The organism is Parcubacteria group bacterium (genome assembly GCA_041657845.1).
Taxonomy (GTDB): Bacteria; Patescibacteriota; Minisyncoccia; order Moranbacterales; family JAKLHP01; genus JAKLHP01.
The window spans coordinates 24286-41769 of record JBBABD010000007.1; the positions used below are offsets into that span (position 1 = coordinate 24286).

Sequence of the window (17484 nt, forward strand, 5' to 3'; positions counted from 1 at the left end):
ATCTTTTTAAATAAATTTAAAATGGTTATTAATATGCTTATAATTTTTCTTGAGAGAAAAATACAAATTTAAAAACATCAGTATGCCAAATATTGGAACAAGGATTGCTACTATGTTTACAATCGGCAAGGTTTCTCCGAGCGAATACAAATATTCTTTCCAGCTTCCGGCCACAACCATAAAATCGGAAAATGCCAAAGAGAGTATGCTCCAAAATTCAGATTTCAAAAATGCACTGCCAAAATGAATCAAGGCATAAACAGCCGCTGAAAGAGAACCGGCCATTCCTGAATATGAAAGAATCAATTTTCTTTTGATTTGTCGGCTTTTTTCAAGGCCTATCTTTTGCAAAATTAAACCGTTAAGACCTGCTTTGGGCTCAATTTGCTTCATTTCCTTGAATATTCGGCTTAGTTTGCTCATATGTTTCTATACGAATTAATAATTAGAAAGGGCGCATCTATGATTTATTGGAATTCCATTATTGCATGATTTCTTTTAGTTTTCCCAATGCCCTACTGTGTCCGCTTTTGACGGTGTTATAGGGAACTTTTAAAATTTCTGATATTTCCTGAAGAGAAAAGTCCTCTTTGTAGCGAAGCGTCAAAATTATCCGATACTTTTCCGGAATCTCTTTCAGTTTTTCTTCCATTTCTCTGGCAATGTCCTTTCGTTCCAGAATCTCATCGGGAAGAATGCTTCCATCGGACACGTTTTCCAATTTGTTATTTCCTTCTTCATCGACGAAATTAGAAAAGGGAATCGTTTTCTTTTTTTTAAAATAATCGTAGGTCGTGTTTTTGGCAATGGTAAATATCCACGTCTTGAAACTTCTTTCTCTGTCAAACTTCTTAATATGCTTCCAGGCTTTGACAAAAGTTTCCTGGGTTAGATCTTCGGCCGCCTGAAAATCTCCCGATAATTGGCAGACAAAATTAAAAACCGGCTTCAAATATTTATTGAGCAGTTTTTCGAAAGAATACTCATTTCCTTCCGTAAACTCTTCAATTAATTTTCTATCATCTTCCGGCATATGATAACAAGATTAAGCTTGCATATTAGGCTATGGCAATTTGCTTTTCGGAAGCGCGATTATAAAATAGTCCGCCATCGCGCTGCAGCAAGCAAATTGGCAGAGTCTAATATGCAAGTTATTAAAATCAAAAGACATTGATTAATAACGCCATACATTATATAATAACATTTGTTTTGGTTTTAAGATATTTTTACTTGCCCTGTTAAATAATAACTTATTTATTTAATCGGTGATTTTCATTAAAAATATTCATTGAATAGCTGTAAAAACTATTCAACCGGAATATTTAAATAGGGTGGATAAATTTTCCAAAGAAGAAGAATACATTATCAGCGAAAGCGCTGAAGTTGAAGCCGGCAGAGCGCCGGCCTGGACCAGAAAAATGTTCTCGGTCTTTCCGGCATTCAAAAGCAGAAATTACCAGCTCTATTTCGGCGGACAAGTTGTTTCTTTGATCGGCACCTGGCTCCAGATTGTCGCTGAAGGATGGCTGGTGCTCCAGCTTACCAATTCTGCTTTTTATGTCGGTCTCGTTGCCGCCGTTTCCACTATTCCTACGCTTATTTTTTCCCTTATCGGAGGAGTAATTGCCGATCGTTTTCCCAAAAGAAAACTGCTGATCCTTACTCAAATAGCTTCTATGGTTTTGGCTTTTGTTTTGGGAGGACTGTCCGTTTCCGGAGTTATCACAATCTGGCAAATACTTATTATCGCCTTTCTTTTGGGATGTGTCAACGCCATTGACGCTCCAGCCAGGCAAGCTTTTTCCGTTGATCTGGTTGAAAAAGAAGATTTGCCTTCAGCTATCGCCTTGAATTCGGCGATGTTTAATAGCGCCCGGGTTATTGGACCGGGAATTGCCGGATTTTTGATTGCCACCATCGGAACCGGAGGCGCTTTTCTTGCCAACGGAGCCAGCTACATTGCTGTAATCATTGCACTCCTCATCATCAAAACTGCTCCTCTTCCCAAAACCGATCATCCTCATCCGATTAAAGCCATCAAAGAAGGACTCTCCTATTCCTGGAACCATCCTCTCATCCGCAGTATGATTCTGTTTACCGGAGTTATTGCTGTTTTTGGCTGGGCTTACGGCACTATGCTTCCGGTAATCGCTAAAAATACCTTTCATATGGAAGCAACCGGGCTTGGTTATCTTTATTCCGCTTCCGGAATCGGCGCGGTTATTGGAACAATCCTGATTTCAGCCTTTTCCAAAAAAATAAAAAGCCGCACTTTTATTTTCGGAGGAATTACTTTTTTCGCTTTAAATATTATTTTCTTTACTTTAACCAGCTATTTCCCGTTAGCGCTCATCTTTATGTTCCTTTCGGGAATTGGAATGCTTTCGGCTTTTTCGACTATTAACAGTTCTCTCCAAGGAATCATTGAAGATAAATACCGAGGAAGGGTTATGAGCATCTATTCTTTGGTGTTTATGGGATTTATGCCGATTGGAAGCATTGAAATTGGATTTGTTTCCGAGCGGTTTGGAACCAATATCGGAATTCAATCCGGAGCGCTCATTGTTCTGGCCGCCGCCGCCATCCTTTTTTCTTTCCGCAAAAAAATACGGCTGTCTTTCAAAAATTACAACTTGCAATCGGGCAACAAAAAAACCGGGTTTCAAAGCCCGATCTAAAAAATTTCTATAAAAAAGACCGCCTCGTTTCCAAAATTTTCTCTTCTTATCTGCTCTTTCTAGTATCCATCGTTTCCGCCCGTTATTCTTCCCCCTTAGAGGAATAACTGACAGTTTCACTAATTTAATCTTTTCAAATTTCAATAGGTGGTCTCACTATATAGTACAACTAAATCCCGCTTTTATTCTCTTTTCAATCATATACCCCCTGCAATGCCCCAAAATTCCCAAATACGACTGCAAGCTTAGATTGAAAGATTCTTTGGAAATTAAATCTTCATCCCGTAACTCTCGTTTTTCGGATAGTTTTTTTATCATTCTTCTTTTTGTCTTTGTCCGCAGAATTCGGTGATCGGAAAAGTTAACCATTCCCAGAAAATCAACACCGGAAGAAAGAGTTTTGATTGAAACTTTATCCGGATGAAGTTCAAGTTTCAATTCATTATCCAAAAAATCTCTAATATCAGGAATTTGTTTTTCGAGCCATTTCTTGTCTTTTGAGAAAATCACAAAATCATCCGCGTAACGGATATAATATTCGGCTTTCAGTTTGTGCTTCGCGAATTGATCAAATTTATTCATATAGATATTTACGAATAATTGGGAAGTGAGATTGCCGAGCGGAAGCCCTGCATCTTCTAATCCCCCTCTCCTTTTAGGAGAGGGTCGGGGTGAGGTAACTTTAAATGGCGGAAAACTTAGAATAACATTTTCCAAAAGCCCAATGATATTTTTATCCGGAATATATTCTTTCAGTATTTTTAATAATATTTTGTGGTCAATGTTAGCAAAGAATTTTTGGATATCGCATTTTAAAATCCAACAAGTCTTGGCATTATTCTGGCTCACTTTGCGGGAAAATTCCAAAAATCTATTAACCGCTTTATGTGTTCCTTTCCCATTTCGGCAAGAATATGAATCAGCGATAAAGGTTTTATCGAAAAATGAATAAAGTATGCGATAAATCGCATGATGCAAAAGTCTATCCTTGACGCTAGCTTTGTGAATATCTCTCGGCTTGGGATCGTTGATTTTAAAGGCTTGATAACCGCCGTGGTTATATGTATGATTAAAAAGTTCTTCGTGAAGTGAAAAAATATTATTCATTAAATGGAAAGAAAATTCCTGGACATCTTTCTTGCTCTTTTTGCCTTTTTCAAATTCTTTCCAAGCTTGCAACAGGTTTTCGATAGAAATAATGGAATTATAATCACCATTAAATTGTGTTTTCATTTTGAACTTTTAATTTTTAACTTTAAACTTCTATGACCCCCCCCCAACGGATTACCATCGGTAATATCTAAAGAAAAAACGGCGTATCAATTTTGGCTGGTTTTGTATCGCAATTTCCCCAAAACGGAACGCTACGGGCTTGGGCGTAAAATTGATTTATTGTTTATCGAAATTCTGGAGTTAGCTTTTACCGCTTCTTATCTTCCACCGGAACAAAAAATAATCCTGCTGGGAAAAGTTATTTCAAAAATGGATTCCTTGAAGTTCTTTATTCAGCTGGCCTGGGAAAATAAACTGATTCCCAATAATAAATTTCTAGAACTTTCGAAAAATCTTGAGGAAATTGGAAGAATGCTCGGCGGTTGGAAAAAAGGACTTTTACAAAAACTCTCACCCGCTAATGGATGAGAGAAAAAGCAAGTTTCGGAACTACGACTCGATGGCGATTCTCGGCATTCCAGACATTGTCGTTCTCGAACCTGTTGACGTTCACCTTGAGCTTACCGTCGGAGTTGAAGTTCACGTTGGCAACGAAGAAATATGCAATAAGCCATCCATTCCACCATCCTTTGAATACTCTCGGGATTGAATCTTATTTGGAACCTAGAAGTTCACCAGCTTACCACACCAACTGGCTGTTTTTTTATTTGAAAAAATATATCCACTCTCTTGCAAGACTTATCCGGCAAAATTCTCGGATAAAAATTTTCAACAACTTTGACTTGAAGCCGTAGCCGCAAATTTTCCAGAGTTGCATTATTATTATATAAAAAAATCCCCTGGATTCAAAGTGTTAAAGAATCCAAGGGACTAAGGTTCAGAAGGGCAAAGCTCTGGAGTGTTAAGCCAGTTGCGGAACTACGACCCGACGGCGACTCCCGGCATACCAGACATCGTCGCTCCCGAACCTGCCGACGTCCACCTCGAGCACACCGCCGGAGCCGAAGAACACGCAGGCAACGAAGAACTGATTATTCGACTTAAATAGGAAAAAAGTGGGGTATCCATCCTTTCGCAGCCAGCCGCGATACTTTCTCACAAAGTTCTTTATCTGATGTTGGGTAAGACAGAGCCTGCCCACATCATAATTTAAACTTCCGAACATTTGCGCAAAAGTCGCGTCCTTCGCCATCTCATAAACTTCCACTGGGGTTTCGTCTGTCGCCGGTCCTTTTTCATCGGCTCTATATTTTTTGAAATCAGAGTCGATATAGGCGAAAACATCTTCCGCTTCCGCCAGGGTTTCCGCTCCATCAACCGCGTCGAGGATGAGAGATTCACCGCCGGAGATAAGTTTGAGAATGACTTCCCTTGCTTTCTCCGTCTTTTCAACGATAATGCGCGCAATGGCCTCGAGCTTGCTACTTCCCTCGGGAGTTGCAAGGTGATAAATATTTTCCATTGATCCGCCAAGCTTTTTCACAAGCTCGACTAGATTAGAAATAAATCCCATAAAAACTCCCATTGCCGATACTATTGCTTCCACTTCCTTTTTCGATCTAGGCATAATGCCCTCCTTTTTTTGACCGCCCCTCGCTTTGAATTCAATCAAAGTCCCAGGCTAGTCAGAATTTTGTTTCATCGCAGCTTTCAGAAAATTTACAAAAACTCCCTAAAAGCTGCGATGATTTTTATGAATTCAAAGAACTGGATGATTTTTTGTTAATTTTTTCATCAACCTAACAGTATACGCTCAAAATGGCGTTTTGTCAAACGCGATAGGTTGATTTTGCTTTAAATAAAGGTTTTTTTACGAAGATTTAGTATTTCCAGCATGCATTCCTGCCGCGTATCCCGTACTCCAGCAGATTTGAAGATTATATCCGCCGGTCGGACCATCCAGATCCAGAATTTCTCCGGCAAAGTAAAGATTTTTAATTTTTCGAGATTGCATCGTTTTGGAATCTACCTCTTTAAGATTCACTCCTCCGCTGGTAACGATTGCCTGGTCAAATCCCAAAAGGCTGCCTACCGTCATTTTCATTTCCTTAAGCAGATGCAGAATCTTTTTTCTTTCTTCCTTGGTGATGAAATGCAATTTTTGATGCGGATCAATTCCGGAAAGTTTCAAAAATGTTTCAATCATTTTTTGGGGTAAAAGTTCGGGAAGGTAATTTTTGAAATCCTTCTTCCTGTTATCTTCAAAATCCCTTTGCAATCTTTTGTCAAGTTGCAACAAATCCAAAGCCGGTTTCAAATCAATTTCTATTATCACTTCTCCATTTTTCAAAAGTTCTCCGATTTTTTTGCTTGCATCCAAAATTATTGGACCGCTAATTCCAAAGTGCGTGAAAAGCATTTCGCCGAATCGGCAGTCTTGCTTTTTTCCATTTTGGAAAATATTTATTTGGATATTCTTAAGGCTCAAGCCTTGCAAATCTTTTATCCAATTTTCTTTTATTTTTACCGGAACAAGCGATGGCTCCGGATTCACAATAATATGACCCATTTCTTTTGCCCAAATATAACCATCTCCTGCTGATCCGGTTATCGGATAGGCTTTTCCTCCGACAGCCAGAATGAACTTGTCGGCAAAAATATTTTCTTCTTTTAATTTAACGCTTTCAATTTTTCCTTTGCTAATTTTGAATCCAAACACTTCTCTTCCCAAAAGCATCTGCACATTATTTTTCTTTAAATATTCTTTCAAAATATTCAAAACATCTTCCGCTTTATCGGAAATCGGAAAAACTCTTCCGCCTCTTTCAATTTTTGTCTTGAGTCCTTTTTCTTCAAAAAATTTAATCACTTCTTCCGGCCCAAACTGCGAAAAAGAAGAAAAAAGAAATTTCCCATTTTTTCCTATTTTTTTAATAAATTCTCGACTATCAAATTCCGCTTGAGTAATGTTACACCGTCCTTTTCCGGTAATCAAAAGTTTTCTGCCCAGAGTCCTGTTTCTATCGATAATAACAACACTAGCGCCGCTTTCCGCCGCTTTTCCCGCCGCCATCATTCCCGCCGGACCTCCGCCAATCACCGCCACATCGAATTTTTGTTTAGTTTCCATAGATTAAAATAAAAACTGAATAATAGTAATATATTCTCAGTAATAAACTTTGTCAAAATAATATCTCACATCCCATTCCCATTTCTTGACGCTAAAGAAGCTATGGCCTGAACAATCCCATCCGCATTTCCAGGCTAAGGCCATTTTTTCCGGAGAATTTACTTTTTTATCAACAAGGTCTTTTATCCTTTTCCCCACATCATTTACCGCTTGCTCCGGAGAATCGAAACAACTATATCCTGAATTAGTCTGGTTATATGTTCCTCGATAGCCCCAATAATTGTAGCAAGTTTTTCCGTCTTTTTGAGGAGAGCGCTTTCCCCAATTGCTTTCTTTTTTGGCAATTGCCACTAGAAAGGCCGCTGACATCCTGTCCTGCTTGGAAATGTATGGAGCCATTTCTTGTATCGGATATCCGGAGACCATTGAATTCAACCGGCTCTCCAGATCATAGGAAAAATCGGTGCTGGAAACTATTCCTTTGTTTTTAAGCACTTCCGCAACAAAAAAAATGACTGCCAAAAAAACCAAAACCATCAAAGAGACAAGGATAATTTTGAAATGATTGAAATTCAAGGTTATTGTTTTTTCTTTTTTATTTTTCCTATTTTTCATTAAGAAGCATTATGCTTTTAATAACCACATCTTCCACCGGACGATCATTGGCTCCGGTTTTCACATTTTCAATTTTGAGAGCTGTGTCCATGCCTGACAAAACAATTCCAAAAACCGTATAGCTTGGCGGAAGAGGCGCCTCGGGACTAGCCGTCACAATAAAAAACTGGCTGCCGTTGGTATTTGGACCGGAGTTGGCCATAGCCAGCGTCCCTTGCGGATATTTTTCCGTTCCTTTGAGTTCATCATTGAATTTATATCCGGGACCGCCGGTTCCCCAAGTAGACGAATCTCCCGTCTTGGAATTAGGATCTCCTCCTTGAATCATAAAACCTTTGATTACTCGATGGAATTTTATCCCGTCATAAAATTTTTGGTCAGAGAGCTTCATAAAATTATTAACCGTAATCGGAGCTTCGGCATTGTAGAATTTTACTTTAATTTTCCCAAGGTTGGTTTCGATTTCGGCCGCGTTATACTTTTCGGTATAGTTTAAAACATCCGGGCTGACATCATTATTTTTTTCCTGACTTTTTGCATTTAGCGTGCTTGAGATATGATCTGTGTTTTGCGTTTGATTTTGATCCATATTTTTTTGATTTTTGCTTATGCTGCCGCTTTGCTGGGAACTGCACCCAGAAAGCAACATCACAATTGCAATAAATGATAACGATAACAATATTTTTGACCTCATAATGATTCTAGCTTTAGTTATTAATTTAACCGCAGGTATATTCTACCATAAAAAAACAGTCCCGAATATTCGGGACTGTTTGAAATTTCAATATAGATACGTCGAACTATATTCTTTTTACCTGAGTTGCATTTGGTCCTTTTGGGCTTTCGCTTACTTCGAATTCAACTGCATCACCTTCTCGAAGTTCATTGAATTGAACATCAACGAGTTCTTTCGAATGAAAGAAAAGGTCTTTGTCGCCTCCTTCAGGAGTAATGAAACCAAAACCTCGCTCGGTCAGTTTCTTTATTGTTCCTTTTGCCATTGTTTTTAACAAAAATTTGATTAAATGCTCACTTGGGTTCTATGCAAGAAAAGTTCGACTACGCTGCTTCTGCATGCCACCGTGGCATATGTCTATGATAGCACCTTACACAACATAAGTCAAATCGAAATATCAAAAAAGTAAAATGATGCAACTATTTACATAGCCAGTATTAAATTAAAAAAAGCTATTCATATCTCAAAGCCTCCAAAGCATGGATCTTCGCCGCACGAAATGCCGGCATAATTCCAGTGATAATTCCCAGAAAAACAATAAAACAGGCGATGGAAATGATAAAAGAAGAAGGGATAAAAACAAAATAAGCCAAACTTACACCCATTCTGCTTCCCATCACAATCATCACCTTGTTCACTAAAAAAGCAAAACCGCATCCAGCAAAAAAGCCAATCACTCCGCCCATAAAGCTTATTATCATAGATTCAAGCACAAACATTTTGAAAACATCGATTCTTTTAGTTCCAAGCGCTTTTAGAATTCCAATTTCCTTGGTTCGCTGGAGAAGAGATACGCTTAAAGTATTAAGCATTCCCATAACCGATATGGACATTATTATTATTCCAAAAATCACCATAATGATTCTCACCGTGTTGAAAAAATTGTTAATATCAACGAGCAAATCATTGACGCTATCCGTCAGGAAACCCATTTGTTCTAATTGCGCTTTGACATTATCGAATTTGGCCATATCAGAAATCGCAACTTTTCCTTCTTGAGCCGAATTAATCCCGAATTTGTCCTCAAGAGTTTTGAATGGGATATAAATATAAGCGTTGTCGGTTCCAGATATGACTCCCGAAATTGATATCTCATTATTTTCCGCCACGCTGTCTTCTCCCGCCTTAGAATTAATATCCTTCGTAATCATAATATTATAGGTTATTGTTTTTCCAATCGCATCATATGAATTCTGAAATCCCAGAAGGCTAGCTAATCGATCGGAAATAAGCACATTATTTTCTTCATTGAAAAATTTTCCTCCATTTTGCCTGTAATTAATTCTGGCCATATCCAAATAATCAACAGTTGTGCCATAAATAACCACGTCCGTTTGCGATTCCCCTAAAATAATCTTTCCTCCTCCGTTAACTCTTCTTTCTATTTTTTCCACTCCATCAATATTTTTTATTTTGTCCACCGATTCTCCATTCAGAAAGACGAAATTATCCAGATTTCCATTACTTACATCGATAACGTTAATCGGGTTATCCTTAGTCACCTCATCCACAATCATTCTTTGTACTCCAAATCCCATGCTTAATAAGAACGTGATGATCGCAATTCCTAGAGCCACCCCTCCAATTGTTAGAACCGACCTCGTTCGACTTACCTTAAGATTTTTAAGACTAATATAAAGAATCATAGAAAGACTGATGCCCATATGTTTTTCCTTCCAGGTTTCTTTTGGCTTTTCTCCAATGGTATAATTAATGTCCTCTCCTCGGACACCCTTTCCCATAATTCCTTCTTTTTTTGAAAAAAGTTTAAACTTCATTTTTTTCTGCATTAGTATTTTGATTATTCTGGGCAGGAACTTCCGAAACAGAAAAATCATCCTCATTATTTAAATCAGAAATAATTTCTCCATCGACCATTTTTACCGCCCTAGTAGCATAATGAAATTGGTCGGCGTTGTGAGAAACCATTAATACTGTTATTCCAAATTTTTCATTAAAATTTTTGATAAGATCCATAAGCTGGACTCCGGATTTTTGATCCAAATTTCCTGTCGGCTCATCGGCAATAATGAATTTCGGATTGAGAAGAAGCGACCTGGCAAAAGCTACTTTTTGCTGTTGCCCTCCGGAAAGATCAAACGGACGATAATGCGCCCACTCTTTCATCCCTACTATTTCTAAAGTTTTGTATGCCCGCTCAACGCTTTCTCGATATCCGCGTCCTCCAATAAATCCCGGGATAGCAACATTTTCGATCACCGAAAGTGATTTTATCCAAAAAGCCTGCTGAGGAATAAAGCCAATATACTGATTTCTAAAAAATGCTCTCCAGTTCTTAGTATGATCCCAGATACTTTCATCTTCTACATAAATCGATCCGCTAGTTGGAGGTTCCAGCCCGTAAATAGTATGAAGAAGGGTTGATTTTCCGCAACCTGAAGGTCCGATAAGCATCACGAATTCCCCCCTTTTTATTTCAAAACTCACTTTTTTCAAAATATTCACCGTGGTTGATCCCAGAACAAAATCCTTGGATATTTCTAGGACTTTCACCACCGCATCTCCTGCCGCATGATGTCCAAAATCAGCAGATAAATCGGCATGCTCTCCCAAAATATTTTCCTGCATGGAAACAATCTCTTCGTCCTGATTTTCTTTTTGTTTTTGACTTTTTATCTCTGCCATAATTTTGTTACCCAGCCGAATTTATTGCTGAAAGTATTAACGACAATTTCCGTCGCATTGTCCTTGGCCCCTTCTACTACGACGGTTACCGAGTTAGAATTTGTTTTATTGTCTGCCATATCAACCGCTTCCACCACATAACTATAAACTTGTCCCGGATCAACCGGAATAGTTACTAAGTGATAAGTATTAGCCGGGTCTTCGGCTGTACTTTGTTCGAAATTATTGAGGATAGTTCCTTTTCCGAAAAGCACTTTAGTTTTTGTCGTCTCATCCGTTTCTATTTTAACATACAAATTAGCTTTCGCATCCTTTCCTCTTCCTGTTACTCTTCCTACTGCGCGATTGGTTGTCAGTCCTGGAGGACGGCTGTCGGTTAGCGTGGTGACTTTAGCGCTCATCGTCGCCGCTTCAATTCCGTTGCTGTCTATTCCACTGGCAATTACCTCATATTCAATCGCAGGATCAAGTCCTTCGATTGTCGCTGAATGTTCCGTGCTCAGATCATTTACTAAATAATTATGATAGCTAGATTCGCTTGAACCCTTAAATTTAACTAAAGTGGATGTGGGATGAGTAGTTGTGTATCCAACTGCAATCGTTGGAATATCGACTGCTTCTTTGTTTTGCACTGTCATATTTTCCACTCTTGGCTGCTCCAAGGTAGTAAAAGCATATTGGTCGGAACTGAAAGAATTCAGATCGGCGTCAAGACATTCTATTTGATAGAGATACTGAGTAGCGCTTTCCAGAATAGAAAGCTTTTGAATGTGAGTCGTTCCGCCAGCAGATTCTTCAACAGTGTTAGTAAAACTTCCTTTTCCGTATTTCAATGTACAGGTTCCGCTCATATTTGTCGTCCAGGAAATATTAGCCGTACTTAATCCTACTTCCGAAGTAACTACATCGGAAATAGTTGGAGGATCATTAGTGGTGAAATTAGAAACTACCGACGTTCCAATGTTCCCATCCGGATCAACAAATTTTACTCGATAATAATATTTAGTAGCCGCATTTAATCCGGTAAGATTTACTGTGTGAGAAGTGACGCTGTCTATCTGTCCGTTGGTTTGTCCGAGGGTAATAGAAGTTCCGTACTCGATAAATGAGCTAGCTACTCGATTCGTCGACCAGGCAATAGTAGCCGCAAAAGACGCCACAGAAATCGCCGGTTCAGTCACGATATCAGGAGGACTGGTGTAGCGCCCGGTTGGGATAAGTTCTACCGTGCTAGTGGCAATAGAAAAGTTATTGGTCTTATCTTTCGATTTTACATAATAATAGTAAAGTTTGCTTTCTAGCTCTGTATCTACATAAGCCGAACCGGTGGTTGTCGCAATTTCTTCGAAATCGACATTGTCATCGGAACGATAGATCGCATACCCAGCAAAGTTTCCCGGATCATAGCTGGCCGGAGTGCTCCATTTGAGCGCAAGAGAATATTCAGCACTTTCCCGATCGGAAGTATCGAATATTTGGACGTTGAGAGGCGATCCAGGAGCAGAAGTTTCTGCATAGAAAAGAACTTGCGCCGGATTCACCCAGTCAATATCAGTTGAATTAGTTTTCAATCCTCCTTCATTCAAAGCTACTACATAGAAAATATTTTCTCCGTATTGAGTAGCAAACGGTCCAGGTCCAGCTGCTTTGGCTGTTGTTTCGATGGTATTGTAAGCTGTTGGCCGAGCATTGACTGAATAATAATATTTAAGCTTTGATGGATCCCCGGAATAAGATTCCGGCAAATCCCAAGTAAAAGTAAACTCATTATCAGCATTATCTTCCTCATCCGGGTCGACAGTTAGAATAGTTGGCGGAGAAGCGGCTCCTCCGGAGTAATAATAATCTTGAATTAAGGCCACTGAAGCATTTCCGGCATTATCAACTGCGCGCAAATAGAAAGTATTTTTATTTGGCTGATAAGGCTCTGCCTGAATAGAAACGGTCGCAGGATCAGGAATATCTGTCCAAACTCCTGCTTCATCTCCTCCGGTTCGGTATTGAAATTTGGCAAGTTGTGAATTAGCATCAACTGAATCATCCGCCCAAGTAAAAGTAAACAGCGAAGCGGAAGAATATCCAGTCGGATTGACTGAAGTCGTAGACGGATTTGATGGAGCAACACTATCATAGCGATATATAAAGGCAGGATAAATATCAACTGGCACCATTCCAGCATTATCTATTGCCTGAATTCGAAGATAATAATATTGCCCGCTAGTCATTCCAGCTGCAGTATAGTTTGTTTCTGTTTGGAGTTGGCTCGGCTCTCCGTCTATTTCTGTTCCGAAATAAACATAATAACCCGCCACTCCGGAACCGCCTGAATTATCTGCCGCTCCTCCGGCAGTTTCAGCCGCCGGCCATTCAAAGTAAGGCGCCTCATTTCCATACCAAGTATCGGTAACTATTGGAGTTGTTTTAGTGCTAGTTGAATAAGCACTAATTGAAGTTGGATTGCTTGGGGCAGAAAGATCTTGATAATAATTAATTGAAAAATCATCAAGCTTTGGAGAATAAATCTGATCAGAAGAGCTGAAAATCATTTTTGCTTGAATATAGCGTTCTGGGTTTGAATTTATAGAAAACCTATGCGTGTTTCCTGAAGTATGATCATCGGAAACAGTTGACCAGCTTCCCCAATTTGAATTGTTGGCAGAAGTCCTAGTCTGAATTTCCAAAGATGTATTAGCAGGAAGAGTATAATTGGCAGTAAGATTAGCAAAGCGATAGGCTTGAGCAAGATCAATCGATTCTGAAGTATACGTTCCCGTTTTTTCAAATCCGGTTCCGTTAGCGGATGAACTAACTACATAGCTGTACAAACCATCAGAATAAGTAGTTCCTCCTCCAGCTCCGGTAATTACCCAGTTCCGACTGGAAGCGTTCGTTCCGATTCCTCCATAAGTCGCTTGCCCGGGAATAACGCTTAAGGCTTCCCAATCCGGATTAGACTCGTTAGTGTCATAGCGGTAATAGTTATTTGGATTAGTATTTCCTCCTTGCGTCACGTAGAGATACCCGTCTTTGCCGTCAATCAAAGACGCTCCATAATTAACATTGGCCGGAAGAAGATTTGAAGTAGTCCAGGAATCATCTTCGAAGTCTCCGCTTATCTTGCAATTAGTCCGCGAATTTCCAGCCGAAATGCGATAAATAGTTTCATCTTTGTATATTATCTTGCTTCCGTTTCCACTCGTACAGCTTCCGGTTGTCGACAACGCTTGCCAACGAGAACCAGGCGAACCATCGGTATCATAACGCCACCAGGTTGTCGATCCTCCTTGCGTTAAATAAATGTATTGCGATCCGTCGTAGGCCATAGAAGATCCGGCAGCCAGAAGAGCAGGCGGGCGATCAGTTGTTATCTCTGTCCAGGAATTAGTCTCAATATCATATTTGTAAAAATACGGGTTAGTCGTGTCTGTTCCGGTTCTCCTTGTCCTAATTCCACTTCCTGAAACATAATAGATAGCACTCTCCGTTCCATTGTAAACAATATTCGATCCATTGTAAGCGCCGATTGGAAGATCGGCCAAAGAATTAAATGAACCTGTTGAAGTGTCATATTTTCCAAAGGTATTGTCATAAGCTCCCCGACCAAGATAAATATTCCCGTTTCCATCGTCGGCCATTAAAGCTCCATTTGAAAATGGGAAATAAACCGACCCGCTTACGTCATGAGGCCCGAAGAAATCCCTATTGGGAAGCTCCCAGGTATTAGTTGCAATATTAAATCTGTAGAAGGCAGTAGAGGATGTTCCTCCGCGTGTCGTATACAAATAACCATTATAATATTTCATTGAAGCGCCATAATAAATCGTGGACGGCGCATCGGGAAGAAATGACCAAGTTTCAGTATTGATATCATATTTCAAAAACTTCATTCGATTATTCCCTGACAGAGCATAGATGGTATGATCTCCGTCAAATTCCATACTTCCTCCAATATAAAATCCGATTGGAGCCGCGGGAAGTGTAGTCCAAGCATCTTCGGTTTCTCCATGGCCTCCGTCATCGGCAATGGAATATTTAGCAAAGTATGGATAGAAACCTCCCTGAAGAACATAAATATTATTTCTTCCATCATAAATAGAATCTGCTCCATAGGATGTCTTTTGCCCATCGGATGTGTTCGGATTTCCGAAATCGGCATTTTCCATCTGAGTCCATTCTGGCGTACAATCGTCCTGTTCGTTGCAAGTATCAAATCGATAGAAAGCATCATCTCCTCCCGGAGTCATGTAGATGTACCGGCTTCCGTCATAATTCAAAATCGAACCGTAAGTAAAAATTTTCGGAGCGTCATCCATCTGAAGCCATCTATGATTAGCAATGTCATATCTCCAAAAAGTTGGCTGCGATACTCCTCTGGACGCGTAAAGATATCCTTCCGGTCCTTCCGTTATGGTTCCTCCGTTATAAATTCCCAAAGGAGCCAAGTCTAGTTCGGTCGGATTAGCAGTTGAATTTATCCACGTATCCGTTTCAATTTCATAACGCATCAAAACCTGAGTATTGTTTCCCTGAAAAGTATACAGACAATGGTTTCCATTTAAACTTTCTTCTCCAGCTGTTTTGCATTCGCCCATAGCTAGTTCTCCTCCTATATATGTATAGTACGGAGAAGCGGAAAGTCTAGATTGATTCCAAAAACCGGAAACATTATTGAGGCGAAGAGATCCATCAACCGAACTATAAGAAATTTTTCCGCTATCGAAATCTGCTCCCGTCTTATTAAAATCATCCTGAAGACTTTTAGTGACCGTTTGTTCAGGTGAGACCCCTTTGTATTTATAAATGAATGGCGACCAGGCATCCGAAACCAAATTATTATTATCCTTCGCTTTTATTATTAGATAATATGTTCCGTAATTGTGCACTGGATCAGTATCGTAATTCATCGCTTCATTTACGGAATAGTTAGTTGCTGTCTGATAGACTCCATCTGTTATTGGATTAGCTTCGCTATTTTTTCCGAAATATACATAATACCCGGCAACTCCCGATCCATTATCTTCTCCGGCAGTCCAGCTAAAATAGGGATGTTCATGGGTATATTCATTGTCTGTTAAAATAGCTTCGCCATCCCGTTCAGACGAAGAAACTAGATTTTCCGGAACGGAAGGATTCGTATCGCTGGAAGCATAAGAAATTGTATAATCATAAACGGTCGGGGTACTTGTGCCATTTGAAGTTGAAAGAGTGATTTTAATATAAGCATACCTGCTGATTGTTAAGTCACTGATTACCCCATCTGTAATATTGTGCCAAGAAGTACACGCAGATTGATCGGCATTACTGCACAATTCATAAGTTACACTCGTATTGGCAGGAGTATCTTGATTAAAAGAAAACGACGTTCCGCTTGATACCTGACCCAAATCAATCGCATCGCTTACGTATGTATTAGTTCCAGTAGTTGGATAATTATTAGTCGGCACAGTAAAGCTCCACATATCTGCTGAAGCTGAAGGCAATCCGACTCCCTGCCCGATCGTCGCATAAATTGAACTTCCTCCAGCATACTCAATCGAAGCTCCTCTTTCTGGACCTCTTCCGAAAGTAAATTTCTGGCTGTTCGGAAGATGTCTCCACGCGTTAGCTGTAATATCATATTCCCATGTTTCATCTTTATATAATCCAGCTAAGGCGTATATCTTTGAGTTGTTCGAATCATAAGTCATATCCGATCCATAATGTTGAGAGAAAGGCGTCTTAGTTAAATTAGACCAAGTGCCTGAAGACACGGTGTATTTTAGAAAAGCCGTTTCTCCATCTCCCGGAAACATATAGACGTCCGTTCCATCTGAAGTAATTCTGGCTCCGATATAAGGATAATAAGTGGTTATTTGGCCGGAAGTGTTAATGGCTGTTGCGATACAACTTCCCCAAGCGGGCGTAGATAACCCTGAGTTGTACCTGTACATGCAAGGATTCGCTCCTCCGCGGATATAATAAATATCATTTCCGACAAATGCCAGTCCGGCTCCATCAGTAGCCGTCGCCCCAGTCGGCTGAGCTGTCATTGCCGACCATGTTGTTCCATTAAATATTTGAATGATGCTGGCATTGCTGTATCTGGGCATATATATGTTTCCGGAACTATCAGCTTCGCCTTTCATATCATTTCTAATTGTAAAACTCGGATTAGGCGCACCGGTTGTCCATGAATTGCCAGTCGTATTGTAGACAAAAAAGTTAGCCGTGTTGTTTCCCTGAAATGTATACAGCTTGCTATTTGCTCCCGCCTGCTTGTTCCAAATAACATCGCTTCCCAAATACAAAGCCTGAAGAGTTCCGGCTGTATTTGAAAACTGTTTCGGTCCAATCCATCCTTGTCCAGCAGTTGCTGCCGGATCAAATTTCCAAAAATCCGTCGTTCCGTTTCCTCTGAAAGCATAAATAAGATTTTCGGTTTCATTAAAAGTTAACGACCCATAATTAACTGCTTGAGGCGTCGGATCAGAAGTTAAAACTTCCCAAGTATTGGTTGAAAGCTGATATCTAAGAAAATCCATATAGCCGTACGACCTCATAAAATATAAATACCCATTCCAATAAAC

General features: G+C 39.7%; 14 protein-coding genes. 3 read left to right on the forward strand and 11 right to left on the reverse strand.

Annotation, left to right across the window (positions count from 1 at the left end):
* Positions 1-6: 6 nt before the first annotated feature.
* Both WC906_02075 and WC906_02080 read right to left on the reverse strand, forming a co-directional pair.
* Positions 7-423, reverse strand: coding sequence for a hypothetical protein (locus WC906_02075; GenBank protein ID MFA5777201.1), 417 nt, complete (start codon positions 421-423; stop codon positions 7-9).
* Positions 424-481: 58 nt separating this feature from the next.
* The gene (locus tag WC906_02080) at positions 482-1033 is read right to left on the reverse strand and encodes an RNA polymerase sigma factor (protein ID MFA5777202.1); all 552 of its coding nucleotides are present in this window, start codon (positions 1031-1033) and stop codon (positions 482-484) included.
* 298 nt (positions 1034-1331) lie between these two features.
* Here WC906_02080 and WC906_02085 point away from each other — a divergent pair, with 298 nt between their 5' ends.
* A complete protein-coding gene (locus WC906_02085) occupies positions 1332-2678 on the forward strand; it encodes an MFS transporter (GenBank protein ID MFA5777203.1) in 1347 nt (448 codons plus the stop codon).
* Between the two features lie 156 nt (positions 2679-2834).
* Here the strand turns inward: WC906_02085 and WC906_02090 are convergent, their stop codons facing one another.
* The gene (locus WC906_02090) at positions 2835-3911 is read right to left on the reverse strand and encodes a reverse transcriptase/maturase family protein (protein MFA5777204.1); all 1077 of its coding nucleotides are present in this window, start codon (positions 3909-3911) and stop codon (positions 2835-2837) included.
* Between the two features lie 159 nt (positions 3912-4070).
* Here WC906_02090 and WC906_02095 point away from each other — a divergent pair, with 159 nt between their 5' ends.
* Complete coding sequence (locus WC906_02095; GenBank protein ID MFA5777205.1) at positions 4071-4319, forward strand: four helix bundle protein; 249 nt, start codon at positions 4071-4073, stop codon at positions 4317-4319.
* 31 nt (positions 4320-4350) lie between these two features.
* A complete protein-coding gene (locus tag WC906_02100) occupies positions 4351-4500 on the forward strand; it encodes a hypothetical protein (protein ID MFA5777206.1) in 150 nt (49 codons plus the stop codon).
* Positions 4501-4752: 252 nt separating this feature from the next.
* Here WC906_02100 and WC906_02105 read toward each other — a convergent pair whose 3' ends face one another.
* The 8 genes from WC906_02105 to WC906_02140 all read right to left on the reverse strand — a co-directional run bounded on the left by WC906_02105 (position 4753) and on the right by WC906_02140 (position 17457).
* A complete protein-coding gene (locus WC906_02105; GenBank protein ID MFA5777207.1) occupies positions 4753-5418 on the reverse strand; it encodes a hypothetical protein in 666 nt (221 codons plus the stop codon).
* A gap of 243 nt (positions 5419-5661) precedes the next feature.
* Complete coding sequence (locus tag WC906_02110; GenBank protein ID MFA5777208.1) at positions 5662-6921, reverse strand: NAD(P)/FAD-dependent oxidoreductase; 1260 nt, start codon at positions 6919-6921, stop codon at positions 5662-5664.
* 36 nt (positions 6922-6957) lie between these two features.
* Positions 6958-7536 (reverse strand): hypothetical protein, encoded by a 579-nt coding sequence (locus WC906_02115; protein MFA5777209.1) that lies wholly within the window; start codon positions 7534-7536, stop codon positions 6958-6960.
* Entirely contained in the window at positions 7526-8230 is a 705-nt protein-coding gene (locus tag WC906_02120) for a peptidylprolyl isomerase (protein ID MFA5777210.1), read from the reverse strand. Before WC906_02120 ends, WC906_02115 begins: the two co-directional genes overlap by 11 nt.
* 106 nt (positions 8231-8336) lie before the next feature.
* A complete protein-coding gene (locus tag WC906_02125; GenBank protein ID MFA5777211.1) occupies positions 8337-8537 on the reverse strand; it encodes a cold shock domain-containing protein in 201 nt (66 codons plus the stop codon).
* A gap of 187 nt (positions 8538-8724) precedes the next feature.
* Positions 8725-10050, reverse strand: coding sequence for an ABC transporter permease (locus WC906_02130; GenBank protein ID MFA5777212.1), 1326 nt, complete (start codon positions 10048-10050; stop codon positions 8725-8727).
* Positions 10040-10918 (reverse strand): ABC transporter ATP-binding protein, encoded by an 879-nt coding sequence (locus WC906_02135; GenBank protein ID MFA5777213.1) that lies wholly within the window; start codon positions 10916-10918, stop codon positions 10040-10042. Before WC906_02135 ends, WC906_02130 begins: the two co-directional genes overlap by 11 nt.
* Positions 10906-17457: a hypothetical protein gene (locus WC906_02140; protein MFA5777214.1), complete on the reverse strand. Its 6552-nt coding sequence runs from the start codon at positions 17455-17457 to the stop codon at positions 10906-10908. Before WC906_02140 ends, WC906_02135 begins: the two co-directional genes overlap by 13 nt.
* Between the last annotated feature and the right edge of the window lie 27 nt (positions 17458-17484).

Excerpts from the sequence above, each read along its gene's own strand:
- WC906_02125 (MFA5777211.1), bottom strand. The coding sequence starts at position 8,537 with ATGGCAAAAGGAACAATAAAGAAACTGACCGAGCGAGGTTTTGGTTTC.
- WC906_02090 (MFA5777204.1), bottom strand. The coding sequence starts at position 3,911 with ATGAAAACACAATTTAATGGTGATTATAATTCCATTATTTCTATCGAA.
- WC906_02075 (MFA5777201.1), bottom strand. The coding sequence starts at position 423 with ATGAGCAAACTAAGCCGAATATTCAAGGAAATGAAGCAAATTGAGCCC.
- WC906_02130 (MFA5777212.1), bottom strand. The coding sequence starts at position 10,050 with ATGAAGTTTAAACTTTTTTCAAAAAAAGAAGGAATTATGGGAAAGGGT.
- WC906_02135 (MFA5777213.1), bottom strand. The coding sequence starts at position 10,918 with ATGGCAGAGATAAAAAGTCAAAAACAAAAAGAAAATCAGGACGAAGAG.
- WC906_02115 (MFA5777209.1), bottom strand. The coding sequence starts at position 7,536 with ATGAAAAATAGGAAAAATAAAAAAGAAAAAACAATAACCTTGAATTTC.
- WC906_02140 (MFA5777214.1), bottom strand. The coding sequence starts at position 17,457 with ATGAGGTCGTACGGCTATATGGATTTTCTTAGATATCAGCTTTCAACC.
- WC906_02120 (MFA5777210.1), bottom strand. The coding sequence starts at position 8,230 with ATGAGGTCAAAAATATTGTTATCGTTATCATTTATTGCAATTGTGATG.
- WC906_02105 (MFA5777207.1), bottom strand. The coding sequence starts at position 5,418 with ATGCCTAGATCGAAAAAGGAAGTGGAAGCAATAGTATCGGCAATGGGA.
- WC906_02080 (MFA5777202.1), bottom strand. The coding sequence starts at position 1,033 with ATGCCGGAAGATGATAGAAAATTAATTGAAGAGTTTACGGAAGGAAAT.
- WC906_02110 (MFA5777208.1), bottom strand. The coding sequence starts at position 6,921 with ATGGAAACTAAACAAAAATTCGATGTGGCGGTGATTGGCGGAGGTCCG.
- WC906_02100 (MFA5777206.1), top strand. The coding sequence starts at position 4,351 with ATGGCGATTCTCGGCATTCCAGACATTGTCGTTCTCGAACCTGTTGAC.